Origin of the sequence: Tunturiibacter gelidiferens, assembly GCF_013410115.1 — a bacterium.
In the GTDB taxonomy this organism is placed as follows: domain Bacteria; phylum Acidobacteriota; class Terriglobia; order Terriglobales; family Acidobacteriaceae; genus Edaphobacter; species Edaphobacter gelidiferens.
On sequence record NZ_JACCCV010000002.1, the window covers coordinates 873,311 to 898,933 of the forward strand.

General features: G+C 57.6%; 17 protein-coding genes. 9 read left to right on the forward strand and 8 right to left on the reverse strand.

All coding sequences use genetic code 11. The annotated features are described in order from the left end of the window. Positions 1 to 15 precede the first annotated feature (15 nt). Complete coding sequence (locus tag HDF12_RS15645) at positions 16 to 819, reverse strand: glycosyltransferase family 2 protein (protein WP_179584857.1); 804 nt, start codon at positions 817 to 819, stop codon at positions 16 to 18. Positions 820 to 986: 167 nt separating this feature from the next. Here HDF12_RS15645 and HDF12_RS15650 point away from each other — a divergent pair, with 167 nt between their 5' ends. From HDF12_RS15650 to HDF12_RS15660, 3 genes are all read left to right on the forward strand, one after another. Then, positions 987 to 2,702 (forward strand): multicopper oxidase family protein, encoded by a 1,716-nt coding sequence (locus tag HDF12_RS15650; protein WP_179584859.1) that lies wholly within the window; start codon positions 987 to 989, stop codon positions 2,700 to 2,702. Between the two features lie 231 nt (positions 2,703 to 2,933). Then, on the forward strand, positions 2,934 to 4,877 hold the full coding sequence (locus HDF12_RS15655; protein WP_257025697.1) for an alkaline phosphatase family protein: 1,944 nt from the start codon (positions 2,934 to 2,936) through the stop codon (positions 4,875 to 4,877). A gap of 90 nt (positions 4,878 to 4,967) precedes the next feature. Beyond that, positions 4,968 to 6,047 carry a YncE family protein gene (locus HDF12_RS15660; protein ID WP_179584861.1) on the forward strand — a complete coding sequence of 360 codons (1,080 nt, stop codon included), beginning with the start codon at positions 4,968 to 4,970 and terminating at the stop codon, positions 6,045 to 6,047. 58 nt (positions 6,048 to 6,105) lie between these two features. Here HDF12_RS15660 and HDF12_RS15665 read toward each other — a convergent pair whose 3' ends face one another. Then, positions 6,106 to 7,206, reverse strand: coding sequence for a radical SAM protein (locus HDF12_RS15665; RefSeq protein ID WP_179584863.1), 1,101 nt, complete (start codon positions 7,204 to 7,206; stop codon positions 6,106 to 6,108). Between the two features lie 210 nt (positions 7,207 to 7,416). Here HDF12_RS15665 and pulA point away from each other — a divergent pair, with 210 nt between their 5' ends. After that, positions 7,417 to 11,214: a pullulanase-type alpha-1,6-glucosidase gene (gene pulA, locus HDF12_RS15670; RefSeq protein ID WP_179584865.1), complete on the forward strand. Its 3,798-nt coding sequence runs from the start codon at positions 7,417 to 7,419 to the stop codon at positions 11,212 to 11,214. 97 nt (positions 11,215 to 11,311) lie between these two features. On the opposite strand, the gene HDF12_RS15675 is transcribed toward pulA, so the two are convergent. The 4 genes from HDF12_RS15675 to HDF12_RS15690 form a co-directional block, all read right to left on the reverse strand. Beyond that, positions 11,312 to 13,951: an ABC transporter permease gene (locus HDF12_RS15675; protein ID WP_218892480.1), complete on the reverse strand. Its 2,640-nt coding sequence runs from the start codon at positions 13,949 to 13,951 to the stop codon at positions 11,312 to 11,314. Positions 13,952 to 13,973: 22 nt separating this feature from the next. After that, positions 13,974 to 14,282, reverse strand: coding sequence for a PadR family transcriptional regulator (locus tag HDF12_RS15680; RefSeq protein WP_179586997.1), 309 nt, complete (start codon positions 14,280 to 14,282; stop codon positions 13,974 to 13,976). A gap of 173 nt (positions 14,283 to 14,455) precedes the next feature. Next, entirely contained in the window at positions 14,456 to 14,731 is a 276-nt protein-coding gene (locus HDF12_RS22030; RefSeq protein WP_218892481.1) for a hypothetical protein, read from the reverse strand. 237 nt (positions 14,732 to 14,968) lie between these two features. Next, positions 14,969 to 15,304, reverse strand: coding sequence for a hypothetical protein (locus tag HDF12_RS15690; protein WP_179584869.1), 336 nt, complete (start codon positions 15,302 to 15,304; stop codon positions 14,969 to 14,971). Between the two features lie 359 nt (positions 15,305 to 15,663). On the opposite strand from HDF12_RS15690, the gene mtnA reads away from it, so the two are divergent. The 4 genes from mtnA (at position 15,664) to mscL (ending at position 19,677) form a co-directional block, all read left to right on the forward strand. After that, positions 15,664 to 16,731, forward strand: coding sequence for an S-methyl-5-thioribose-1-phosphate isomerase (gene mtnA, locus HDF12_RS15695; protein WP_179584871.1), 1,068 nt, complete (start codon positions 15,664 to 15,666; stop codon positions 16,729 to 16,731). Between the two features lie 89 nt (positions 16,732 to 16,820). After that, positions 16,821 to 18,701, forward strand: a complete 1,881-nt coding sequence (locus HDF12_RS15700; protein ID WP_179584873.1) for a VWA domain-containing protein — start codon at positions 16,821 to 16,823, stop codon at positions 18,699 to 18,701. A 126-nt stretch (positions 18,702 to 18,827) separates the two neighbouring features. Further along, positions 18,828 to 19,133 carry a permease gene (locus HDF12_RS15705; protein WP_179584875.1) on the forward strand — a complete coding sequence of 102 codons (306 nt, stop codon included), beginning with the start codon at positions 18,828 to 18,830 and terminating at the stop codon, positions 19,131 to 19,133. A 145-nt stretch (positions 19,134 to 19,278) separates the two neighbouring features. After that, positions 19,279 to 19,677, forward strand: coding sequence for a large conductance mechanosensitive channel protein MscL (gene mscL / locus HDF12_RS15710; protein WP_179584877.1), 399 nt, complete (start codon positions 19,279 to 19,281; stop codon positions 19,675 to 19,677). Between the two features lie 216 nt (positions 19,678 to 19,893). Here the strand turns inward: mscL and HDF12_RS15715 are convergent, their stop codons facing one another. After that, the gene (locus HDF12_RS15715) at positions 19,894 to 20,634 is read right to left on the reverse strand and encodes a methyltransferase domain-containing protein (RefSeq protein ID WP_179584879.1); all 741 of its coding nucleotides are present in this window, start codon (positions 20,632 to 20,634) and stop codon (positions 19,894 to 19,896) included. Between the two features lie 304 nt (positions 20,635 to 20,938). Between HDF12_RS15715 and HDF12_RS15720 the strand changes: the two genes are divergently transcribed. Further along, positions 20,939 to 23,107 (forward strand): M28 family metallopeptidase, encoded by a 2,169-nt coding sequence (locus HDF12_RS15720; RefSeq protein ID WP_179584881.1) that lies wholly within the window; start codon positions 20,939 to 20,941, stop codon positions 23,105 to 23,107. Positions 23,108 to 23,961: 854 nt separating this feature from the next. Here HDF12_RS15720 and thiC read toward each other — a convergent pair. Further along, on the reverse strand, positions 23,962 to 25,458 hold the full coding sequence (gene thiC / locus HDF12_RS15725) for a phosphomethylpyrimidine synthase ThiC (protein ID WP_179584883.1): 1,497 nt from the start codon (positions 25,456 to 25,458) through the stop codon (positions 23,962 to 23,964). Between the last annotated feature and the right edge of the window lie 165 nt (positions 25,459 to 25,623).

Sequence of the window (25,623 nt, forward strand, 5' to 3'; positions counted from 1 at the left end):
ATGAGTGTGAATGCTCTAGGTGTCACCTGCATGACTCCCGATCTGCCACGCCTTCGCATACTTCCAACTGATATAGGCCGAATGGTAAAGATGAAGTAGTAGCCCCTCGCGACCGTCCAGAAAACCCAGGCGAAACCCAAAGTTCCAGACAAACGTCAGGATCGGGACCAAAGCAACATTCCAGCAGAAAGCTACCCACGAACGGCTGACCTTCCCCTTCGCAGCAACCATCTGGCCGCCAAGACTGCTATACCGGTTCATGTGTTCAAGATAGATATTTAAATCGGGATAGCCATGGTGGAGAAAGTCATTCTTCATCGTCTCAACCCCACCCGCAATCTGCACAGACTCATGCACCGGGCGATCGGTGAAGCAGACCGCACCAGAGCTGGTCATACGACGAAACAAGCGCAACTTAAAATCCGGATAGTAGCCCCCGTGACGCATCCAGCGCCCGAGAAAGACATGTCGCAGCCGAAGCCGGTAGCCATCTATCTGCGGCAGGGCCTGAGGATCTGCCTCAAGCATCTGACCGATCTCTCTCTGAAGCTCAACCGTTAGCTCTTCGTCCGCGTCAAGCGAAAGAACCCACGTACCCACACATTTTTCAATAGCAGAGTTCTTCTGTTTCGCAAAACCCTTCCACGGCTCCGTAAAGACCTTCGCTCCGAACGACTTCGCAATCTCCGACGTACGATCAGTCGATCCCGAATCCACCACCACCACTTCATCCGCAAAATGCACGCTAGCGAGCGTCCGCGCGAGGTTGGCTTCTTCATTCAGCGTAATGATGGCAACGGATAGTGTCGACCTCGGCATGTCTCCTCATTCTATTTGCCTTCACGCCGAATTCGGATACCTTCATCGTGTCGTAACAAAGTCAGACTACTGTTTTCTTGGTGCAGGAAGATTGAAAACAAGCAGATTGAACCGCAATTAATGGACTTTCCCCTCGCAATAATCCCATCCGGTCCCGGCCGCATACGATGCTAAGCAGACGCCGCCTTCTCCAAAGGGGCCTCACCACCGCTGCTGGGTTCACCCTCAGCAAGACCGTGCCGGCGATGCAACAGGCGATGGCTTCACCCGCGCAGGTACGCAGCGGAGTCAAGCTTACGCCCTACGTCGATGCCCTTCCCATTCCGCCAACTATCCGCGCAACCGGCAAACCAGCCGAAGTCATCGACATCGAAATGCGCCAGTTTCAACAGAAGGTGCATCGGGATCTCCCGCCCACAACCCTCTGGGGATATGACGGATGCTGGCCCGGTCCAACCATAGAGGCCGAAGGCGGCAAACCTCTCAGCGTCAACTGGATCAGCAAGCTCCCCTCTACGCATCTGCTTCCCATCGATCACTCCATCCACGGAGCCGAATCGTCCCTGCCTGCTGTCCGCAATGTGGCGCACCTCCACGGCGCCTGCACAATGCCGGACGACGACGGCTACCCCGAAGCATGGTTCACCGCGCAAGGCGAACATGGGCCGCATGGGTCAAAGTTCAACCCGCGCCCCTCTGCCTATCCCAACTGCCAACCTTCTACTGCCCTCTGGTATCACGATCACTGCCTTGGGATCACTCGGCTGAACGTCTACGCTGGTCTGGCAGGCACCTATCTCATTCGCGACGACGCGGAGAGAGCACTCAATCTGCCGCAGGGCGACTTCGAGATTCCCCTCATGTTGCAAGACCGCCTCTTCCACCATGACGGCTCGCTCTTCTACCCGAAAGTTGTCAACGGTCCGAAGGAACACCCGGTCTGGATCCAGGAATTTTACGGCGACTACAACTGTGTCAACGGGAAAGTCGCACCGTTCCTCGAGGTCGAGCCACGCAAGTACCGCTTCCGCATCGTCAACGCCGCTAATGCACGCTTTTACCACCTGCGACTCTTCAACTCCAACGCTGCCGGCAAGGTTCAGAATGACTCCTTGGACGTGCCGTCCTTCCAGCAGGTCGGCACCGACGGCGGTCTGCTCCCTGCCCCTCTCGAACTCCACTACCTCCTCATCGGACCAGCCGAGCGCTTCGATATTGTCGTCGACTTTTCCAGCTGTGAAGGCAAATCTTTCTCGCTCGTCAACGACGCCCCTGCCCCCTATACGATGGGCGGCCAGTACCTCACCGAGGACGTCATGCTCTTCAAGGTGACCAAACCTCTCTCGGGCAGAGACACCAGCGTAGTCCCTGAAACGCTCGTACCCTTCGAGCCGCTCTCCCCCAACTACGAAACCCGGGAGCGTCTCCTCCTCGTCTCAGAAAAAGAGCGCCCCTCCGACGGCTACGTTATCATCGGCCTTCTGGGAAATGCGCGCTGGCATGAGCCCATCACCGAAGATCCGAAGGCCGGTTCGACCGAGATCTGGTCCTTCGTCAACACTACTGGCGACGTTCATCCCCTGCACGTCCACCTCGTGCGCTTCCAGGTCTTGAATCGCCAGGCCTTCGACGTGCCAACCTACCAGCAGACCGGTAAGCTCGTCTTCACCGGAAAGCCAATGGCGCCAGAAAGCAATGAGCGCCCCGCTTACAAAGATACGATCAAGTCCTACCCAGGCTATGTCACCCGCGTCATCATGCGCTTCGATCTCCCCCACGGAGCACCGGTCTCTCCCGGCGACGAACTCCTCTACGTCTGGCACTGTCACATCCTGGAGCACGAAGACAACGAGATGATGAGACCCTACAAAGTCGTCGTCTAGATCGCAAGATTCAATCTTGCATCGCTTGAACAGTGAATACCGAATGAACGGAATGTTACTTTTCAAAATGATATTTGGCGCGACGAAATGCGACGAACAATGTAATCGTAATTATTGATCATTTCATTTTGGCGTGACACATCAAGCATGCTGATACCTCTACGGTTATCCCACTGAGGTTGTATTCCCCAACGGCTCAATCCGTTCCCTCAGTTTTCCGGAGGTATCACTTTGAAACGTACTGTCAACGCCCCTAACGGGACCTTGAAGTGCGGCGCGATGATGTTGATTGCGCTGCAAGTGTTTGCGGGACTGCCACAATCCGCCTACGCCCAAACTGCTGTCCCCGAAACAAAGACCCCCATCAAGCACGTCATCATCATCATCGGCGAAAACCGTACCTTCGATCACGTCTACGCGACCTACAAGCCCAAGGAAGGCGAGACCGTCTCGAACCTCCTCTCCAAAGGCATCGTCAATGCCAACGGCAAGGCCGGCCCAAACTACTCGCTCTCCGCGCAGTTCTCGGCCCTCGACACCACCACCGCCGACAACGGAAAGTATTCCAATAGCCCTCAGTCCAAGAGCATCTACAGCACGCTTCCGGCGGCTCTCGCTGGAGGTCCTGAAAAACCCAGCGAAACCAGCGCTCCTTTCACTACGCTCAAGGTCGCCGAACTTGCAGATACCGGTCTCGCTGCTGGTTATGACAAGTTTCTGTTGACTGGCGCAACCGGTATCGCCGGCGGCAAGCCCGACACTCGCATTACGAACGACACGAACCTGCGCGAAGGTGTCTTCCAGCTCAGCGGACCCAAAATGCCGTACGACGCCTACACCAACAGCCCTGTGCACCGCTTCTTTCAGATGTGGCAGCAGACGGACTGCAACGCCGACTACGCCACCGAAGACAACGCCAGCGGTTGCTTGAACGACCTCTTCCCCTGGGTTGAAGTCTCGGTTGGCACCGGCGGCAATGGAGCCAAGCAGCCAGCCAACTTCAACGAAACGACCACCGGCGAAGGCGCCACCTCCATGGGCTTCTACAACATGGCCCAGGGCGACGCTCCGTACTTCAAGAAGCTCGCTGACGAGTACACCATCAGCGATAACTTCCACCAGTCCGTCATGGGCGGCACCGGCGCCAACCACATCATGTTCGGCTTCGGCGACGCCATCTTCTACACCAACAGCAAGGGCGTTGCCGCGAAGCCCCCAACCAACCAGGTGGAGAACCCCAACCCCCAGCCCGCCACCAATGACTTCTATGATCAGGATGGCTACGGCGGCGGCAGCTACGTCAACTGCGGAGACATCAGCCAGCCAGGTGTCCCTGCAGTGACCAACTACCTCCAGTCCCTCAAGCGGCCAGTGAAGTCCAACTGCGTCAAGGGTGACTACTACCTCGTCAATAACTACAACCCCGGCTACAACGGCGACGGTACCCTCACCTCGCAGTACTCGCCCTTCACCATTCCACCAACCAGCCAGAAGAGCATCGGCGACGACCTCGTCGCTCACAATGTTCCCTTCAAATACTTCGGCGAGAACTGGGATCTCTACGTAACCGATCCCACCGAGTCGAACTCCTTCGATGCGTATTGCAACATCTGCAACCCCTTCCAGTACCAGACCCAGTTCATGGGGACCCAGGCCGCCCGCCAGACCTACATCGCGGACACGACTGAGCTCTATGAGGACATCGACACCGGCAACCTGCCGCCAGTCTCCATCGTCAAGCCCAGCGGCTTCAACGATGGTCACCCGGCATCTTCCAAACTCGACCTCTTCGAAGGCTTCACCAAGAAGATCATCGACGGCGTCAAAGCCAACCCGACCCTCTGGGCCGACACTGCTATCTTCGTCACCTTCGACGAGGGCGGCGGATACTATGACTCCGGCTACATCCAGCCCGTCGACTTCTTCGGCGACGGTACCCGCATCCCTCTCATCGTTGTGTCGAAGTACTCTGTGGGCGGCCACGTCTCGCACGAGTACGGCGATCACGTCTCACTCATGAAGTACATCGAGAAGAACTGGGGACTTCCAACCATCTCCGACCGCAGCCGCGACAACCTGCCGAACCCGATCCAGAAAGCCAGCAGCCCCTACGTCCCGACGAACAGCCCAGCAATCGGCGATCTAACGGATGACTTCCAATTCTCCTCTAAATAATAGCTAGTCTCATTCGACCAACTCTTCGACGGCCAGCCAAACTGGCCGTCGAAGATAACTTTCTAAATAGGTACTTCACCGATAAATCCAATGAATAACACGATCCAACATCTACAAAAACTAACGTCGAAGACGATTCCCTCAGCGATCTTCTTCCTGGTAACCCTCTCCTCTTCCCTGCTCTACTCAGCCAGTCCTACACCTCTGTCACAGTTTCATGTACGAGACCAATGGAACCTCGGCGGCACAGGGGGCTGGGGTTATATCGTTCTCGACGCGCCTGCCCATCGTCTCTACATTCCCCGCACCAATCGCGTGATGGTGGTCGATACCGACACCGGCAAACTGCTCGGCGAAGTCGAAGGCATGAAGAACATTCGCGACATCGCCCTCGATGACTCCGGAAAATACGGCTACGTCACCGACCCGACCGACGGATCAGCCGGCTTTGTCCGCGTCTTTGATCGTTCCAGCCTCAAGCTGGTCGCATCGGTGCCCACCGGAGCCGTTCCCGCTGCCATCGTCTTCGACCCATCTTCGAACTCGGTCATCGCCTTTAATTCTCATAGTCACAGCGCAACCGTGATCGACGCTACGACCAACCAGGTCACCGCCACCATCCCGCTTGCCGGACGTCCAGGCTCAGCGATCACCGATCAAAGCGGTACTGTCTTCGTGACCCTTCCGGCCCTCGGTGAGATTATCCGAATAGATGCGACCGCGAAGAATGTCTCGGCTTCATGGCAACTAGCGCCGTGCACCGGACCCAGCGGACTCGCGATCGACAGCGTCCGCCATCAACTATTCACCGCCTGCGAAGACCACAAGCTGATCACCGTCAGTTCGGAAACGGGCCAAATAGCCGCTATCGCAGATGGTCCCGCAAACGCAGGAGATCTGGACTTCGATTCACGCCACAATCTGCTCTTCGTCGCAGACACAACTGGCACACTTTCTATCTTTCGCCGCGAATCACTACTCAAATACTCTCGAATTCAGCAGGTCAAAACCCAGCCCGGTGCCAGAACCATGATCGTCAGTCAAAATGACGCCAAAGCCTACCTGGTAACGTCCAGGTTCGGCCAGAACACCGGCGCCGCATCCGAAGAACTACAGTTCCGGCCAACTCCAATCCCCGGCACCTTCTCTGTCATCGTCGTCGGACGCTAACTAAGAGCAGCATTCAAACGTATCCGAAGGAGGGCTCAAACGTGGTTCCTATCGCAGACTACGACACAGCCAACCACGGTGGCTGCCCCAACGAAACATGTCGATACTCCGGCGAGTATCCAAGCTCACGCGCGTAGTTCAATATCCTCTCGAAGTCTAAGCTGATCGTCGCGCCTGCCTTCTGAGTTACTTCATCTTCGATCGGAAGATCGAAGTCATCCGCGCCATAGTTCAAACCCACCAGCGCATGCTCATTCTGTGTAAGTACCGAAGTACGTATTCTCGGAATATTGTCCAGGTAGATCCGACAGAGAGCAAGATGGCGCAGATACTCCGCAGTCGTAATCTCGATACCACCAATCTGCGTGAAGTAAGGTTTATACGTCCAGCAGAGAAAACTTCCCAGTCCTCCAGTCTCATCCTGAAACTGCCGCGTTCGCTCGAGATGCTCAAGCCTCTCCTCGAGGCCCTCATCAAATCCGATCACCATCGTCGCCGTCGTCTTCAGCCCAGCTTCCACAATCGCCCGCTGCGCTTCAATGTACTGCGCCACCGTGTACTTAAACTTAGAGTGCCGCGCACGAAAATCCTCGGTCAAAATCTCCGATCCACCGCCAGTGATCCAACGGACGCCTGCATCCTTCAGCCGCGTCGCCGCCTCCGAATAGCTCAGCTTTGCGTGGTCGGCCAGATACATGAACTCCGCAATCGTCAGTGCGTAGAACTCCAGCGCATCCCCATATCGTGCTCGAATCGCAGCAAATAACTCGCAGTAGTAACTCAACGGCAAATGTGGATTGAACCCTCCGTTGAAGGCCGCCAGATCCCCGCCCAGCGCAAGCAGCTCATCCAGCTTCGCAAATACTTCCTCGTGGCTCAACACGTACCCGCCGTCCTGGCTAGGTAGTTTGTAAAAAGCACAGTAGTCGCATTGCGCTACACATACGTTCGTATAGTTAATGATCCGCATCACCATATACGTACAGGAACCCGGCGCATGAAATCGCCCGCGCACCCCGGCGGCAAGCGAGCACAACTCGGCATCGGACGCGTTCGTCCAGAGCCATCGCGCATCATCCCGTCCAATCCGGGAACCCTGTGCGACCCTAGCGGCAATCTCGGAAAACGTACTCGCGACCGAAGCGGCAATCTGGCTCATCCTTCTAGTCTAGTTCGCCAGCGCCAGCCAGACCACTCGCAATCCCAAAAGCAAACCGAGGGGACAAAGAAAAGGGCCCGCAATTCTCTTGACACTGGAAGTTCAATTCAACTAGTGTCGCGGCGCTGCTATTGGGAGTCTTAGACGAACGCTGACCGTCCGCGCCGTTGACTCCAAACGAAACCAGCCAGTTTCTCCGGGGAGCCACTCATGAAATTCGTTACATCACGGCGTTTTCTGCGCAAGGCAGGATCCCACTTCTTCATGCTTCTACTGTGCGTCTTTGCAGCAGCCCAGGCCTTTGCGGATCCAGCCATTCCAACCGGCGATATACGTATTCACTACCACCGACCGGATGGCAACTATGCCGGTTGGACGATCTATGCCTTTGATAACACAACAGAAAACACTGGCAACTATGGCGGCGGCCCAGTACAGGTCACTGGCACCGACACCTTCGGCGCGTACTTCGACGTTGGAGTGACCTCCGGCGCGCAAGAAGTTGGCATCATCATTCACAACCCGACGGCATCGGGCGGAGACCAGAAGGACACTCCCAACAATCTCTTTGTCGATCCCGCGACCCAGGGCATCGAGTACTGGGCATACTCCGGGATAGCCAAGCTGTATACAACTGCACCCAGCCTGACCAATCCCACCGCGCTGCTGCCGGGATACGTCCGTGTTCACTACCACCGGACGGACGGCAACTACGGAGGCTGGACCATCTACGCCTTCTACGACACCACGGAGTTCACCGGCGACTACAACAGCGGACTCGTCCCCGTGACGAATACTGACGCATACGGAGCGTATTTTGACGTAGCGGCTGTCCCGAACGCGCAGAACCTTGGGCTCATCATTCACAATCCCTCCGCGCCTGGCGGCGATCAGAAAGACCCAGGGCCGAACGAATTTGTCGATCCTTCCACGGAAGGCTTCGAGTACTGGGGCTACACCGGGATCGGCAAGCTCTACAAGAGCCAACCCAGTCTCACCAATCCCACCGCGCTCCTGCCCGGGTACGCCCGCATTCACTACTTCCGGCCCGACGGGAACTATGCGAACTGGACCGTCTATGCCTTCAACGACACAGCGGAGTACACCGGCGACTACAACGATGGACTGACTGGAGTGACCAGCCATGACTCCTACGGCGCGTACTTCGACATAAGTCTGATTCCCAACCCGAAGGACCTCGGATTCATCATCCACAACATCTCTACCGGGGTTAAAGATCCCGGACCTGATATGCATCTGGATGTCGCCACCAATACCCAGGCTTGGGTGATCTCAGGCAACGCGACTGTCTTCCTCACAACTCCGACTCCTACCCAGATACTGGATAGTCTTCTGAACGTAGAGCAGGCATACTGGCTTGATCGCCAGCGAGTGGCCATCCAGCCGCAGTTTGCTCAAAGTGGTGACACCTTCGCGATCAGCTCCAGCCTCACCGGCGGCCTGTCTGTAACTCCCACCGGCGTCACTGGAGGCACCAATATTCCGCTCACCGTTGGCGGAGCCCTGACTGCAGACGAGTTGCTACGCTACCCGCAACTGAGTGGATACACCGTCCTCCAGCTACCGGAGAATACGCAGCTCTCGACCTTGCAAACCGCGCTCGAAGGACAACTCGCGTTTTCCGCGGTCGGTTCCAATGGAATGCTGCAGTATGCCACTGGCATTCAATTCGCAGGTGTTTTGGACGATCTCTACTACTACCCCGGCAAGCTAGGCGTCGTCTTTCACCATTGGGACGACAAAAACTGGCGCGATTGGCCCGACGACGAGGACTGCGCCGTCAAGCTGAAGCTCTGGGCCCCCACCGCGCAGAACGTCTCCCTCCAGCTCTTCGATCACGAATCCGACACCGCGCCTTCCGCCGTCGTCACGATGCATGAGCACGATGGAGTATGGGTAGCGAAAGGCGACCCCAGCTGGAAAGATAAATACTATCTCTACAGCGTGAAGGTGTGGGTGTCAGCCGACGGCGCGGTGGACACGAATGTCACCAGCGATCCCTATTCGATCGATATCGCATTGAATGGCACCAAGAGCAGAATCACAGATCTCGACTCCGACAGGACGAAGCCCGCAGGCTGGGACGAGGAGACGTCACCTCCGCTAAGAAGCGTCAGCGATATGAGCATCTATGAACTGCATATTCGCGACTTCAGCGTGAACGATCTCACAGTTCCCTTGGCTCACCGCGGCATGTACGAGGCCTTTGAGGACCAGGGCTCGGACGGCATGAAGCATCTTCGCTCGCTGGCCGAAAGCGGGCTCAAGGCAGTCCACATCTTGCCTTCGTTCCACTTCGCCAGCGTGAATGAAGACAAATCCAAATGGATCATTCCCACCGGTCTGGGGGTATATCCACCCGATGGCCAGCAGCAGCAGGCAGCAGTAACCGCCAGCCAGACCAGCCCCGCATATAACTGGGGCTATGATCCTGTGCACTACTTGACGCCCGAGGGTAGTTACGCGATCAATCCCGATAACCGCGTGCGCGAATATCGGGTCATGGTTGACGGCCTGCACAAAGCCGGTCTGCGCGTCGTCCAGGATGTCGTCTTCAATCACACCAATGCCAGCGGCGAGGGACCCAACTCCAACCTCGACGAGGTGGTACCAAACTACTATCACCGCCTCGATGCGAATGGAAACCTCGAAACAGGTTCGTGCTGCCCGGATACCGCAAGCGAACATCGCATGATGGAAAAGCTGATCATCGACACCCTCGTACTCAACGCGAAGGACTACAAGATCGATGGCTTCCGCTTCGACATCCTTAGCTTCATGTTCACTTACAACGTGCAGGCCATCCAGCAGGCCCTTCAGGCACTCACTCCCGAGAAAGATGGTGTCGACGGATCGAAGATTTATTTGTATGGAGAAGGCTTCAACTTCGGAGACACCGCGAACAATCAGATAGGCCCCAATGCCTCGCAGATCAATCTGTATGGTTTTGGCGTTGGAACCTTCAACGACCGCATCCGCGACGGCATCCACGGCGGCAGCCCGTTTACTGATGAGCGCGTGCAGGGCTTTGCCACCGGGCTCTTCACCGACCCAAGCGACTACACCAACTCAAATCCGCCGCTAAACGGTCAGCAAAATCAGTTGTTGCAGTACTCTGACTGGATCGATGTAGGACTCACGGGAAATCTGCGCGACTACAGCTTTACCGACAGCGCCGGGGCAACAGTAACCGGAGCCCAGGTGCTCTATAACGGACAACCAACCGGATACACCAAGAGCCCAATCGAAGCGGTGAACTATGCCTCAGTCCACGACAACCAGGACCTCTTCGACAAGGTGCAGCTGAAGTCGAGCTACAACGACAACATTGCCACTCGTGCCCGCAGGCAGCTGATGGGCATGAGCCTCGTAACCCTCGGAGAGGGGATTCCGTTCTTCCAGGCAGGCGATGATCTCCTGCGCTCCAAGGACATGGACCAGAACAGCTACAACTCCGGAGACTGGTTCAATAAGATCGACTGGAGCGGTAAGACCGCAAACTGGGGCATCGGTCTGCCCATTGCAAGCCAGAACCAGGCCCAGTGGCCGATCATGATGCCGCTGCTCAGTAACCCCTCCTACACCCCGCTTCCGGCAAATATCGCATACAGTAAAGCAGCATTCAGTGAATTGCTGCAGATCCGCTACAGTTCAGAGCTGTTCCGCATGCCTACGTTTGAGGAAGTGCAGCGGAACCTGACGTTTCTGAATACCGGTTCAAGCCAGACGCCGGGGCTGATCGTAATGAATCTCGATGCGAATGGCGGGGGCTATGGAATCTACAAACACATCCTGGTCGTCTTCAACGCAACCAATGCTTCCGTGACGTTCACCAACACTCATCTCCAGGGCTTGGGCCTGCATCTGCACCCGGTGCAGCGAAACTCCAGCGATCCCGCAACTAGGCAGTCCACGTTCAACTCGAAAGAAGGAACCGTTATAGTCCCGGCGCTCACAACCGCTGTCTTTGTCGCCGAAAGCGAGTAGGCACCCATCGCCTACAACGGTGTCCGTTCAAGCGCGTGAGAGCACGCGAATCAAAGAGATAACCGCGCTGCGCACGCATTCGCGTTCTCGGCGAGCACTACTCCGTGCGCAGCGCTTTTATCGGATCGACTCGAATTGCGCTCCGTGCCGGAATCGCGCATCCGATCAGCGCCACCATGGCAAGAAGAATCGCGATAGACCCGAAGGTCAGTGGATCATCAGGTCTGATCGCGAACAGCATGCTAGCCAAGAGTCTCGTTGAGAACATCGCCACGATAGCCCCCGCTGCTATTCCGGCGATCACCGGAATCATGCCACGCACCAGCACATTGTGCAGAATCTCCCCTTTCGGAGCGCCAAGTGCGATTCGTATCCCGATCTCTTTGGTCCTATGGGCCACCGCTAGCGCAAGTGTTCCACTCACCCCCACCACAGTAATGAACAATGCCAGCGCTGCGAACAGACCCAACAGGGTAGCCGTCACCCTGGGAGTTCCCAACTGCGCGCTTCGCAGCTGATCCAGCGTCCGTATCTCAGTCACCGGCTGGTGCGGATCGATCTGGTGAATGACATCGGCGATCTGGTTGGCGGTGTGCATCGGATCGACACGCGTTCGTACCAGCAGGTGAGCGTCGGTGAGAGAAGGAGACTGATCCTGCGGCAGATAGATTCCCTCTTTCAAATCCTTATCAAGTCCATATTGATGAACACTGCTTGCCACTCCAACCACAGTGATCCACGTCTTACCGTTATCTATCGACACATGACGGCCGATCGGATCTTCCGTAGGCCAGTAGTGTTTTGCCATGCGCGCGTTCACGACAGCTACTGCCGGAGAGTGCTCCGTATCTCCGTCCGTAAATGCACGCCCCGCGAGAATCGGCACACCAAGTACACGAAAATAGTCGGGACTTGCGAGTTCAAAGTCCACCTGCGGCATCAACTCGCCCGGGTTCAAAGGCCGTCCCTCCAGCAACACACCTCCAGTCATTGTGCCCATGTTGCTGTTGAGCGGGACCATCACGCTCACTGCAGCGCTCTCGACTCCGGGCAGTCCCGTTGCACGGCTCAGCACCTGGTGGAAGAACTGATTCAGCTCTGTGCGTTTCGCATATTTGGTCCAATCTAAACTGATACGCATCGAGAGCACATTCGCGGTCTTGAATCCCGGGTCAACTGACAGCAGCTTGTGCAAACTCTGGAGCATCAATCCCGCACACATCAGCAACACGAAGGAGAGCGACACCTGCACCGCCACCAGTGCCTGCCGAGCCCGCGTCACTCCTCCGCTTCCAACTGATCTCTCGCCAGAGCTAGTCAGGACACTCAGACGATCGCGGCTGGCCACAAATCCAGGAAGCGCTCCAAACATCACGCCCGCAATAACCGACAGGGCAGCTACAAACAGGAACACCCGACCATCAAGGTGAATCTCTCCCGACAGCGGTGTCATTCGTGCCGCATAGGCAATCAACAGCTTCGATCCAACCGCCGCAATTCCAAGTCCCAACACCCCTCCTGCCAAAGCCACCACCATGCTCTCGGTCAGAAGTTGTCGAAAGATATCCCAGGAGCTCGCACCCGTGGCCATGCGGATAGCCGTCTCCTGAGATCGACGAAGTTGTCGCGAAATGGCCAGATTCGCCAGGTTCGCGCACGCCAGCAGCAGCACCAGTCCAGCCGCCCCCAGCAAAGTCAGAAAGGTGGGCCGCGCCGCATGAGTCAGTTCCTGCTCCAGGCCGGTCATCTGCGTCGAAAGTCCCGCGCCTGACGGGTACGATTTCGGATAGCTGAGGGCAAGCCGATTTGTGATCGTAGCCAGATCACTCTGTGCCTGAGTTGCCGTCACCCCCGGTTTCATTCGCGCGAAGACCGTCACCATCCGCATATCCCGGTCGGCGATCATCTTCGGGTTGGACCGGAAGGGGCACGACGTCGTCGGCATATAAACATCGTTTGCGTCCGGATACTCCGGAAGCGGCGGGAGTACCCCAACGACTGTATGAACACGATCATTCATCTCGAACGTGCGGCCTATTATCTTCGGATCCCGGCCAAAGTTCTTGACCCAGTACGCATAACTCAGCACCAGCACAGGCTCAGCCTTCGGACTCTCGTCTGCCGGTGTGATAAGCCGTCCCAGCACAGGCTTCACTCCCAGCACGTCGAAGAAGTTCGCAGAGACCACCCCTGTACTCACACGCTCCGGCACCTTTGCTCCAAGCAAGGTAAAGGTCATCGAATGATATTCGGCCAGGTCGGAGAACACGTGATTCAGTTGGCGATACTCCTCCACCTCCTGCACTGAGAATTCAATCGGATCCGTTCCGATGCGCGACGCTGTCTGTTCAACATGCACGATTTGGGTTGGCTGCGCATACGGCAGCGGGCGCAGCAGTACTCCATTAATGACAACAAAGATCGCAGCATTCGCACCGATACCCAGGCCGAGCGTCAGAATCGCCATAAACGCATATCCTGGACTGCGACGTAGCGTTCGCAATGCATAGCGAAGATCGCGAAGTATATTTTCCAGCGGCGCAATGCTGTTCCTCCGCCAAAGATCCTCGCGGACACGCTGCGGAGATCCGAACTTCAGATAAGCTTGTCGTCGCGCTTCTTCTTCGCTCATTCCGCGACCAAGGTACTCATCGCATTCGAGGGCAAGATGATTCTCCATCTCGAGTCTCACCTCTGCATCGCTTAGCCGTCTTTTGAAAAACCTACGCAAGCTCATCTGACTTCCTTTCGCGTTACACTTACTCCCCCATGACGAGGCCGATTGCACGCACCATCTCTCGCCAGCGATTCGTCTCCAGCGCCAGCTGTTTCTTCCCCGCCGTAGTAAGCCGATAAAACTTCGCCTTGCGATTGTTTTCGCTTGTGCCCCAATACGCCTGAAGCCATCCGCGATCTTCAAGCCGGTGAAGCGCAGGATACAGCGACCCCTGTTCCACCTGCAGCACGTCCTCTGACGTCTGTTCAATCACCCGCGCGATGGTGTGGCCATGCGCCGGCCCCATCACGAGCGCCTTGAGGACCAGCATGTCCAATGTTCCCTGGACCATCTCGCTGTCTTGTTTTTTGCTTCGGTCCAAAGCCACTCTCCACTCGAACGTCTATGGGGAGAAAGATAACACCACTCGACCGTCTATGGGAAGCGAAGGCTACCGCAAACTATCGCAAAGCCTACGAAGCCCCCCACTACAATCACCACCCGTTAGCCATAGCAAGCTGTCGATCAGGCAGTAGCCTTGATCGGCGGCCCAAGAAACTCCACACCCCATTCCGCGCCATAGGCGTTCAACATCGACTGCTCCGGACGCCCTGCCTTCCTAATCTCTCCCAACCCAGCGAAAAACTTCATCGCATCCATCGCCGGCAGCAGCAACACCAATTGCCGCGACGGGCGATCGCTCACATTCACGAAGGTATGCGCCACGCCTCCCTGACAACATCTCCCGTCGTAGCCCGAAATCTTTCCCTCCACTTCATACAGATACTCTCCTTCAAGCACCCAAACACCTCAGTCTCAGAGTGACGATGCAGCGGCGGCCCAAACCCCGGCGCATTCACCGTCTCCATCAAAGTAAGCGCCTCCCCGGTTGCATCATGCTGCAGCCGCACCGCGAGCTCGAGCCCATCGCAGGAATCTTCACCATCGAAAGTTCATCGGTGGTCGAATGAACAAACTGAACCGGCATAGCGATCCTCCTCCTCAATTCAAGTGGCAACAAACGTAATCATTCCTCCATCACTTATCCGTATCCTCAAACGCATACCGTCCCAGCGCAAACGGACGCGAAACCGCCGGCTTGCTGTCCAGCGGATAAGAAGGATAAGGATCGACGGTCCCTGTAGGGAAACCCCAGATCTTCCCGGTCCGCAGATCCACGACCACCTTCCCGTACACCTGCCCCGTCCCATCCGGATACCGCAGATTCTGCACTCCCGGCTCGATGTAGAGCGCATGAGCCGCCGCCGAGTCAGCCGCAACCGTTGGAGGAGACACATACGGCCTCGCAGCGATCGCAACCAACGCTATCGCAATCACGGCCAGAAGAATATTTGTCAGCACATCTTTTCTCACGAGAACCTCCCTCACCAACCAAAACTCAGCCGCAGCTTTATTCCCGTTTTGGACGAGAACCCGCACGTAAAGCCTCACCAGAGAGAAATAATTCTCACGAACCTAACACTCGCAACATCCCCGCCGATATAGCCCCCATGTTCTCAAAGCCGAAGTTCTCCGACGGAAGATTCTGTCCCCACTGCAACACCGAATCCCTGCACCGCTCTCATCGCCGCGGCTGGGACTGGTTCTTCCATTACCTGGCTCTGCGCCCGGTTCGCTGCACCTGCTGCTGCCAGCGCTTCTACGCCCCCAGAACCGCCTACGGTCCCCATATCCGCCCCCATACAGGCCATTCGCGATAAACTAGAAGGGACATGATCCCTACCCTCGAATGGCTCCCTACCGGCGTTAACTTCCTCGACCAGACCAAACTCCCCCTCGAGGAGACCTACGTCCTCGCCACCGACTACAAACAGGTCGCCACGGTCATCCGCGACATGATCGTCCGCGGAGCACCGGCCATCGGCGTCTCTGCCGCCATGGGCATGGCCATCGGCATCGATCGCAGCTCCGCGACCACCCTTCCCGCCCTCACCGAAGAAGTCGCCCTCATCGCCAAGACCCTCGCCGAAACCCGCCCCACCGCCGTCAACCTCTTCTGGGGCATCGACGAGATCCGCAATCTCTACATCGAACTCGCCGCCAAAAACACCCCCCTCGCCGAGATCAAATCCGCCGTCGTCGCCAAAGCCCGCCGCATGTACGACGAAGACATCGCTGCCTGCAAGCAGATGGGCGCACACGGCGCATCGCTCCTTCCCACGGAAGGAACCGTCCTCACCCACTGCAACGCCGGCGCCCTCGCCACCTGCGGCTATGGATCGGCGCTGGGAGTGATCAGGTCCGCAATAGCCCGCGGTCACAAAATCGATGTCTTCGCCGACGAAACCCGTCCCTTCCTCCAGGGCGCCCGCCTCACCGCATGGGAGCTCATGAAGGACAACATCCCCACCACCGTCCTCTGCGACAACATGGCCGCCTCTCTCATGCGCCAGGGCCGTATCCAGGCCGTCATCGTCGGAGCCGACCGAATCGCCGCCAACGGCGACGTCGCCAACAAGATCGGCACCTACGGCGTAGCCATCCTCGCGAAAGAACACACCATCCCCTTCTACGTCGCCGCCCCCTGGTCCACCCTCGACCTTCAAACTGCCACGGGCGACAGCATCCCCATAGAACAGCGCGACGCTCGCGAGGTCACTCACTCCAACGGCAAGCAGATGACGCCCCACGGCGTAGCCATCGAGAACCCAGCCTTCGACGTCACCCCCGCAAAGTACGTCACCGCCATCATCACCGAGCGCGGCGTCCTCACAGCCCCCTACAACCAATCGATCCGCATCATGGCAAAGCAGACAGAACCCGAGCTCACAGCCGTCTAGGCAGCTTCCTCGCGCACCTGAATCACGCTCCTCCTACCCGTATTCACTCCGGTTTGTGGTCAACTAGGTTGAACCCAACCGGAGACCCCATGCTGAGCAAGCTTCCCCTCCTGTTTCTCCTTCCCCTCACTGCCAGCCTCGCACAAACTACTTCACAAGCGCCGCAGCCCACGCAGTCCGTCGCCACGCTCCGCGCCCACACGCAGCTGGTCGTCGTAGACGTAGTCGTCACAGACAAGAGCCAGAACCCGGTCCGCAATCTCAAAGCCAGCGACTTCACCCTGCTGGAGAGCGGCCAGCCTCAGCAGATAAAGTCCTTCGAAGAACATGGCGACCCATCCGGCACCGCCGCAACGAAACCCATGCCAGTGAACTCCCCCGGCATCTTCTCCAACTACTCTCCCGCTCCCAGCGACGCGGTCAACGTGCTTCTCGTCGACACTCTCAACACGCCCGTCACCGACCAGATCTACCTCCACGATCAATTTCGCAAATACATAAAAACTGCCAAACCTGGCGTCCCCACAGCAATCTTTGGCCTCACCACCAAGCTCCTCTTTCTGCAGAGTTTCACTTCAGATCCGGAACTTCTCAAAGCCGCCATCGACAACAAGAACATAGCCCACTCCCCTCTTATTGAGCGCGTCACCGGAGGCAACACCACCCAATCCGCCGATCAGATGAGCGAGACAGTCGCCACAAGTGGAGTTACTGCACAACCCGGGTCGACGGCTTTCATGCAACAAGTCATAGCAGACCTCAAACAGTTCGACGCGCAACAAAACTCCTTCCAGTCCCAACTCCGAGCCAAATACACCCTCGATGCCATCAATCAGCTCGCTCGTTTCCTCTCCGGCATCCCGGGCCGAAAAAATCTGATCTGGTTCTCGGGCTCTTTTCCACTCGACGTCCTCCCCGATGGCTCCATCAACGATCCATTCACGGTAGTCGCCAGCTCCGAGGCGGAGTATCGCGAGACGACAAACCTCCTCACCCGCGCACAGGTCGCCGTCTATCCCATCGACGCCCGCGGAGCCATGACATCCCCCAACATGGACATCTCTCAGTCCACCTCCATCTACCTCGACGACGCCAAACGCTTCAACGCCGACGAGGTTAAGTATCACCTGACAGCCGGCGCCGAAAACCTGACGATGCTCAGAATGGCCGACGACAGTGGAGGCCACGCCTTCATCAACACCAACGACCTCGTTGACGCGATAAACAAAGCCACAGCCGCCGGCTCCCACTACTACACGCTCACCTACTCCCCTACCGACTCCAAATGGAATGGAAACTTCCGAAAAATCCAGGTCAAACTTCAGCAATCCGGTCTAAACCTCGCCTACCGTCGCGGCTACTTCGCCGATGACCCCGACATCTCACTACAACCCCATCACAGATCTGGCAAAGCCTCAGCCACCGCAGCCCCACCAGTGGATCCCATGCACGTCGCCATGATGCACGGCGCCCCCGACTCCACCCAGATCACCCTCAAGGTTCGCGTTCTCCCCACCAGCAAAGCTCGAGAAACAGACGTAGCCAAAGGCAACACCCTCAATCCATCCTCGGACATGAAAGGTCCCTACCGCCGCTACGCCATCGACATCGCAGCCGACCCCTACTCCATCCACACCGAGCAAGCCTCCGACGGCAACTACCACGCCGAGCTTCAATTCCTCACCTATGTCTACGATCGAAACGGCAGCCTCCTCAACATGGAAAGCGACCCCGTCCGAGCGAACTTCTCACCCGATCTCTATAAACAAATCCTGCACTCAGGTCTTCCGTACCGCCAGGAGATCAGCGTCCCGCTCAAAGGCGACTTCTACCTCCGCGTCGGCATTCACGATCTCGTCACCAACCGCATCGGGTCTCTCGAAGTCCCCATAGGTGCCGTCAAAGACCTGCCTCCACTCCCCGCCTCCGCTGCCACGGAAACGCCCGCGGCACCCTCACCAGAGAAGTAGCCCCACAATCGATTTGCCGCGGTCAAAAATGCCGCCCCCGTAACTCTCTGTGCCTCCACAAGACTCGCTCCCACAAAATGGCGCCAAACCGTCTACACCCGTATCCTTGTCTGTAGACACATTGGCGTGAGACATCCCATCTTCAATCCGCGTGCCCACTCTCTTCTACGCGGCAGTCTCCTCGTTCTCTTCAGTCTCGCAGCCGCTCTACTCCTCTCCGACTTCCCCCACAACCGCGCCACCCCATTCCTTATCCTTCCCGTCCTTTTTGCCATCGCCGGCACCGCCGACACCGTCCGCTGCATACAACGCCGCTGGAGCTTCTACCACGCCGGCGTCATCCTCTGCATCTACATGGACCTCATGGCCCTCTGCATGATTCTCTTCTTTCTCCTCTACCCCTACGCCCGCTGGATTGCATCCTCGCAATAACGAACCTCGTAGCGAATTCCCGCCATGTTCACCCGATCAACCACCCACTCCATCCTCTAAAAACCCTCTGCGTTATACTCGCCGCACCGGAACGAGCAGCGATCAAACGGTTCCAGGCACGATCAACTTTTAGGAGACTGACCTCATGTTCAAAGGATTCCGCGATTTCGTCCTGCGTGGCAATGTCATTGATCTTGCTGTCGCCGTCATCATCGGAGCAGCATTCACGGCCATCGTTACCTCCCTCACTGAAAAAGTGATTGGTCCGCTTATCGGAGCCATCGTAGGGAAGCCCAACTTCGGATATCTGGTCGGACACGTCAACGGCGGCGAAGTCCGTTACGGCGACTTCCTCACTGCCGTCATTAACTTCCTGATCCTCGCCGCCGTCGTCTACTTCTTCCTCGTCATTCCCACCCAATATCTCCTCAAGAAATTTCACCCCGCAGTAGTTGAACCGCCAGCCACCAAAGCCTGCCCGCAGTGCCTTGGCGACATTCCCATTGCCGCCACTCGCTGCAAGTTCTGCACCCAGCCCGTATAACTCTCCTCGACAAACGACATCGCGAGAGCGGCCCACAATCCGTCGTGGGCCCTTCCGCGTCGTCAACAACTCATTGCTGTAACTCCAAAATCAAGCCCAATAACCGCAACAAAAAAGGGGTCCTCCTTCAACTGAAGAGAACCCCCTAAGAAAAGATCATCCTAAAGACCAGCCCGCCCAACCCCGGGTGGCGAAGGAACGATTAGCCCAAACAAACTAGCGTTTATGCGCCACAACAAGCATGTTCTGAGAGAGAACAAACCGCGTGTCGCTCGTCTCAGCCGCAAGCAGCAACCGATACGGAAAAGTTCCAGCCTCCCACACCACCCGTCGCCCCAGACTCATGAATCCATGCGGAACCGGCTTATCCTCATAAGCCGCAACCTTCCAGAATCCGATCGTCGTCAATAGTTGGTTCGCAGAGGTAGGAGTGAAGCTCTGCTCATGGGTAAGGTCGCCGTAACGAACCCGCATTCCGAAGATGCCCTCCGCATTCGGAACATGGATAAGACATTTGCCCCCCGGACGAAGCACCCGAAAGACCTCGTCGAGAACCACAAACGCTTCGTCCCGCGTCAGGTGCTCCACAATATCCCAAAGCAGAACGACTCCCACCGACCCGCTCTCCGTGCCTTGCAGTGAGTCCAGAAGTTCGCCCTGGGATATGCCGTCGATTCCAAGCTTGTGGGCAAGAGCTACCTGCTCTCCCGAAACATCGACGCCCGTGACCGAAGTAAACCCATTCAGTCGCAGAACGTGAACAAACGCCCCGTGCCCGCACCCCAGGTCAAGTATCGGCGTGTCTTTATCAACCGCAAAGTGGCGACGAATGACCGGCTCGATATATCGCCTTCGATCCGCAAACATCGACTGGTTTTGTGAAGGATCAGCTTTTGCCTGCCCGCTCGTTACATACGAGGAGTACAGACGGCTTCGCCACGAATCCTGGTTAACCACGAACACCTCGGAGTCTAGACTTTCCGCAAGTTTACCATGGTCAGAGAGTTAGCCCAGTCGTCGTATCGGCCGCGAAGACCCTCTGCCCAGTGTTCCCTCGAGCGCTACTCTTCTGCTCGTCAGTCCCAGCCGCAGAACCACATCTCCGCTCTCTGATGCGAAAAGCAGTGCGAGTGTCGTCAACTCCTCGTGTTAATTTTTAAACTTCGCGAAGCATCTCAAACCCAGACAGATGCCACCCCAGTCCACAACTCTTTTGCGATACCCTACCTCATAGTCCACAAACCACACCGAGGCCCACGAATTGACCCGTCTCCGCACCGTAGCCTGCCTGCTTCCTCTCGCTGCCCTCACGCTCGCCCAGTCCCCTACCCCCCAGGTCTTCGGTTATCGCGACTTCTCGCAACAGGCAAAGTGGGACAAATCCTTCATGGCAGTTCCCGACGCTGCACTCGCCGGCCAGCACCTCAAAACCCTCACCTCCGCTCCCCACTGGGCCAGTTCGCCAGAGGACTACGCCACTGCCGTCTACGTCGCCGACAAGTTCAAAGCCGCCGGCCTCGAAACCCAGATCGTCCCCTACAAAGTCCTCCTCAACAAGCCCGTCAAAATCGCCATAGAAGCCTTCGATGCCGACGGCAAAAAAATAATGTCCGGCCCCACCCCCGAACATGTAGATCCCAACAAATTCGGTGGCGACCCCTTTCAGGACGACCCTCGCATACTCCCCGCCTTCAACGGCTCCTCTCCCTCCGGCGACGTCACCGCCGAGGTCATCTACGCCAACTACGGCACCCTCGCCGACTTCCAACAGCTCGCCAAACTAGGCGTTAGCGTCAAAGGCAAGATAGTCCTCGTCCGCTACGGCGAAAACTTCCGCGGCATCAAGACCTACATCGCCCAGCAGTACGGAGCCGTCGGCGTCCTCATCTACTCCGACCCCGCCGACGACGGCTTTTTCCGCGGCGACATGTACCCCCGCGGGCCCTATCGCCCCGAGACCGGCGTCCAGCGCGGCTCCATCCAGTTCCTCCCCATCTACCCCGGCGATCCCACAACGCCAGGCGTTGCCTCCACCCTCGACCTACCCGACTCCAAACGAATCCCCGTCGACAAGCTCGAAAACAATCAACCCAGCATCCCCACCAATCCCCTCTCCTACCACGACGCCGCTCCCATCCTCAAAGCCCTCGGCGGAGCCGAATCCCCCCGCGACTGGCAAGGCGCACTCCCCTTCACCTATCACCTCGGAGCAGGCGGAACCCACGGCACTCCCCCAAAAATCACCGTCCACATGCACCTCGACCAGGACATCGCCCTCCGCACCATCTGGGATGTCGAAGGCAGGATCCCCGGCACCGACAACTCCGACGACTGGGTCGTAGCCGGCAACCACCGCGACGCCTGGGTCTACGGCGCGGTCGACCCCAACTCCGGCACCGCCGCCATGCTCGAAACCGTCCACGGCCTCGGCGACCTCCTCAAACAAGGCTGGAAGCCCCAGCGCACCATCGTCATCTGCAGCTGGGACGCCGAAGAAGAGGGCCTCATCGGCTCAACCGAGTGGGCCGAACAGCACGAAAAAGTCCTCGCCCACGCCGTCGCCTACTTCAACACCGACGTAGGCGTCGCCGGCCCCAACTTCGATGCCGCCGCCGTACCCTCCCTCAAGCAGTTCGTCCGCGAAGTCACGAAAGAGGTCGCCAGCCCCAAAGGCGGCACAGTCTACGACCAGTGGAAGGCCGACCAGGCCGCACCCCCTCCTACCCGTCGCACCCGCCGCCCCACCGAAGCGACCGACTCCGACGTCCACATCGGCACCCTCGGCTCCGGCTCCGACTACACCCCCTTCATCCAGCACCTCGGCGTTCCCTCCACCGACATCGGCTCCGAAGGTCCCTACGGCGTCTACCACTCCGTCTTCGACAACTACAACTGGTTCACCAAATTCGCCGACCCCACCTTCGTCTACGAGCAGCAGCAGGCCCGCGTCTTCGGCCTCGAAATCCTCCACATGGCCGACGCCGACGTCCTACCCTACGACTATCAGCTCTATGGCAAAGAGATCGTCGGTTACCTCGAAGCCGCGCAAAAACAAGCCACCACCAAAAACCTCACCCTCGACTTTGCTCCCGCCCTCGCCGCAGCCAATCGCTTCGCCGCCGCCGGCACCGCCATCCGCGCCACCCAGTCCACACCACCGGCGAACCCCACCACCCTCAACCAGTCCCTGCGCAACGCCGAAGGCGCTCTCCTCAACCCCGAGGGCCTGCCCAAGCGCTCCTGGTACAAACACACCATCTACGCCCCAGGCGAATTCACCGGCTACGCCGCCGTCGTCATCCCCGGAGTGAACGAGGGCATCGACGCCCCCGACGCCCCCCGAGCACAATCCCAGTTAGCCGCCCTGACCGCAGCCCTCAACCGCTCCGCCACCATCTTGGAAAACGCAAACAAGGAGGCCGCCAAATAACCATCAACCCACCACAAACCACCATCCTCAACACCACAGTCAGCCACCACCAGAAAGCTGGCTGACTTTAGATTCCGACCAACGGGAGGACCACCCGAAGGAGTACACGCGTCACAAAGTGACCGCCCTCCGCGCAGGAGGCCCGTCCGGCAGGACAGCAGCGCCAAAGAAAAAGAAGACCATCCCCCAAAAGATGTATCTTTCATTGCCGAAGTGGGATATCCCCACTTAGTCACCTGCAGCATGATTACTCTCAAGACGGTCAAAGCCGCCCAAAGGAGACTCCCCAATGGTCCATGATCTCGTTTTAGCTTTGGTATTTCTCGCAATGATTATTGCTCCTGCACTTCTTGCCATGCGATCTGACAAACAGGAGAAAGATATTCTCTAGATTCACCCCTGTGCTGCCGCCCCACGGAGTAAGTTGTTGCCAGCCCACACCAAACCGCATCCTCCATCGCATCGCGGGCATGGCTTTCAACTTCAGCGCTGACCAATTCGAGCCGTCCTTCGAACCCAGCTCTGAGCTACCCCGTGCCGCCCCGCAGCCCAGTCCGATTCGCCCCCGACGCAACAAACTCGCAGCCACCGCTACGAGCCAACCTAAACCAAACTCCTCCCCAAAAAGATAAAGGCCGCCTCCCAAACCAGGGCCGCGGCCTTTCTCTATAAAACCACTGCCACTCCAACGAAGCCACCCCTCCAATACGGTCGTCATCCTGAGCGAAGCGAAGGATCCCCGTATTTAGCTTTTGTCTTTCGCAGTTGCCTTTGCAGTCATCCTGAACGGAGTGAAGGATCCCGACACCTTCCACCTACCCATACCGTTCGAACCCTCCCGGCAACCCGAAAGACTACCCCCGCAAAGCCATCTGCTCAGTCACAATCTGCGTCAGGTCCTGCTTGTGCAGACCATGCTCCTTCGCATTGAACTCATCCACCTTGCTCGACCAGTTCATGCTGCAGAACTTCGGCCCGCACATGCTGCAGAACGCCGCTTCCTTGTAGTAGTCATCCGGCAGCGTCTCATCGTGCATCCCCCGCGCCGTCTCCGGATCAAGCGACAGCGCAAACTGCTTATCCCAATCGAACGTATACCGCGCATGCGAGATCGCATCATCCCTATCCCTCGCCCCCGGCCGATGTCTTGCCACATCCGCCGCATGCGCAGCAATCTTGTAAGCGATAATCCCGTCCTTCACATCCTTCTCATTCGGCAGCCCCAGGTGCTCCTTCGGAGTCACATAGCAGAGCATCGCCGCACCATGCCACCCAATCATCGCCGCGCCAATCGCAGACGTAATGTGGTCATACCCCGGCGCGATATCGGTCACCAGCGGCCCCAGCACATAGAACGGAGCCCCATCGCAAAGCTCGACCTCTTTATCCACCTGCAGCTTGATCTGGTCCATCGGAATATGTCCCGGCCCCTCGATCATCACCTGCACGTCGCTCTTCCACGCCTGCCGAGTCAACTCGCCCAGCGTCTTCAACTCCGCAAACTGAGCCTCATCGCTCGCATCCGCCAGACATCCGGGCCGCAGCCCATCACCCAACGAGTAGCTCACGTCATACTTCGCCATGATCTTCGTAATCCGATCAAAGTTCTCATACAAAAAGTTCTGCTTATGCTTCGAAGTCATCCACTGCGCCAGAATCGCCCCGCCCCGGCTCACAATCCCCGTAATCCGCTTCGCCACCAGAGGCACATATTCAATCAGAACGCCCGCATGAATCGTAAAGTAATCGACTCCCTGCTGAGCCTGCTCCTCAATCACCTCAAGGTAAAGATCGATATTCAGATCCTCCACCCGCTTCACTCGCGACAACGCCTCATACAGCGGCACCGTCCCAATCGGCACCGGCGAATGCCGCAGAATCTGCTCCCGAATCATTGGAATATCCCCGCCCGTCGACAGATCCATTACCGTATCCGCGCCAAAGTGCACCGCCGTATGCAGCTTCCGCAGCTCCTCATCCACATTCGACACCAGCGCCGAGTTCCCGATATTCGCATTGATCTTGCATAGCGATTCCACTCCAATCGCCATCGGCTCCAGCTCCACGTGGTTGATATTCGCCGGGATAATCATCGTTCCCTTCGCCACCTCGCTCCGCACCAGCTCCGCCGCAATCTTCTCCCGCTGCGCGACATAAGCCATCTCTTCGGTAATCAAGCCCTTCCGCGCAAAGTGCATCTGGCTCATATTGGTATCGCCAGTCCGCGCAGCCTCGGCCTTGCGCTTCACAATCCACTCCGCCCGCCCCGTCGGCACCTTGTAGTCGTTGCCGTGCGAGTGCGCCCCATTGCCATTGCCGTTTGCCGCTGCGCTGTTCCCGTTTTCGCTCATGTCTCCCCTGCCCGTCCTGCCGTGTTATCGAGTAAGTATACGATGCACGCACCTCCACTGACGCTTCCCGCAATGTTTGCAGGGTCCGCTTCCGACTAGCCACGATCCATCCTCAACTCTGTGGAACCGTTTTCGGACCGTTGCAGCCGCAATAAGCGTAGGGAC

Bases quoted from the DNA above. Each gene is read 5' to 3' on its own strand.
- HDF12_RS15680 (WP_179586997.1), bottom strand. From the start codon at position 14,282: ATGGTCCAGGGAACATTGGACATGCTGGTCCTCAAGGCGCTCGTGATG.
- HDF12_RS15660 (WP_179584861.1), top strand. From the start codon at position 4,968: ATGAATAACACGATCCAACATCTACAAAAACTAACGTCGAAGACGATT.
- HDF12_RS15650 (WP_179584859.1), top strand. From the start codon at position 987: ATGCTAAGCAGACGCCGCCTTCTCCAAAGGGGCCTCACCACCGCTGCT.
- HDF12_RS15675 (WP_218892480.1), bottom strand. From the start codon at position 13,951: ATGAGCTTGCGTAGGTTTTTCAAAAGACGGCTAAGCGATGCAGAGGTG.
- thiC (WP_179584883.1), bottom strand. From the start codon at position 25,458: ATGAGCGAAAACGGGAACAGCGCAGCGGCAAACGGCAATGGCAATGGG.
- pulA (WP_179584865.1), top strand. From the start codon at position 7,417: ATGAAATTCGTTACATCACGGCGTTTTCTGCGCAAGGCAGGATCCCAC.
- HDF12_RS15645 (WP_179584857.1), bottom strand. From the start codon at position 819: ATGCCGAGGTCGACACTATCCGTTGCCATCATTACGCTGAATGAAGAA.
- mscL (WP_179584877.1), top strand. From the start codon at position 19,279: ATGTTCAAAGGATTCCGCGATTTCGTCCTGCGTGGCAATGTCATTGAT.
- mtnA (WP_179584871.1), top strand. From the start codon at position 15,664: ATGATCCCTACCCTCGAATGGCTCCCTACCGGCGTTAACTTCCTCGAC.
- HDF12_RS15665 (WP_179584863.1), bottom strand. From the start codon at position 7,206: ATGAGCCAGATTGCCGCTTCGGTCGCGAGTACGTTTTCCGAGATTGCC.
- HDF12_RS15700 (WP_179584873.1), top strand. From the start codon at position 16,821: ATGCTGAGCAAGCTTCCCCTCCTGTTTCTCCTTCCCCTCACTGCCAGC.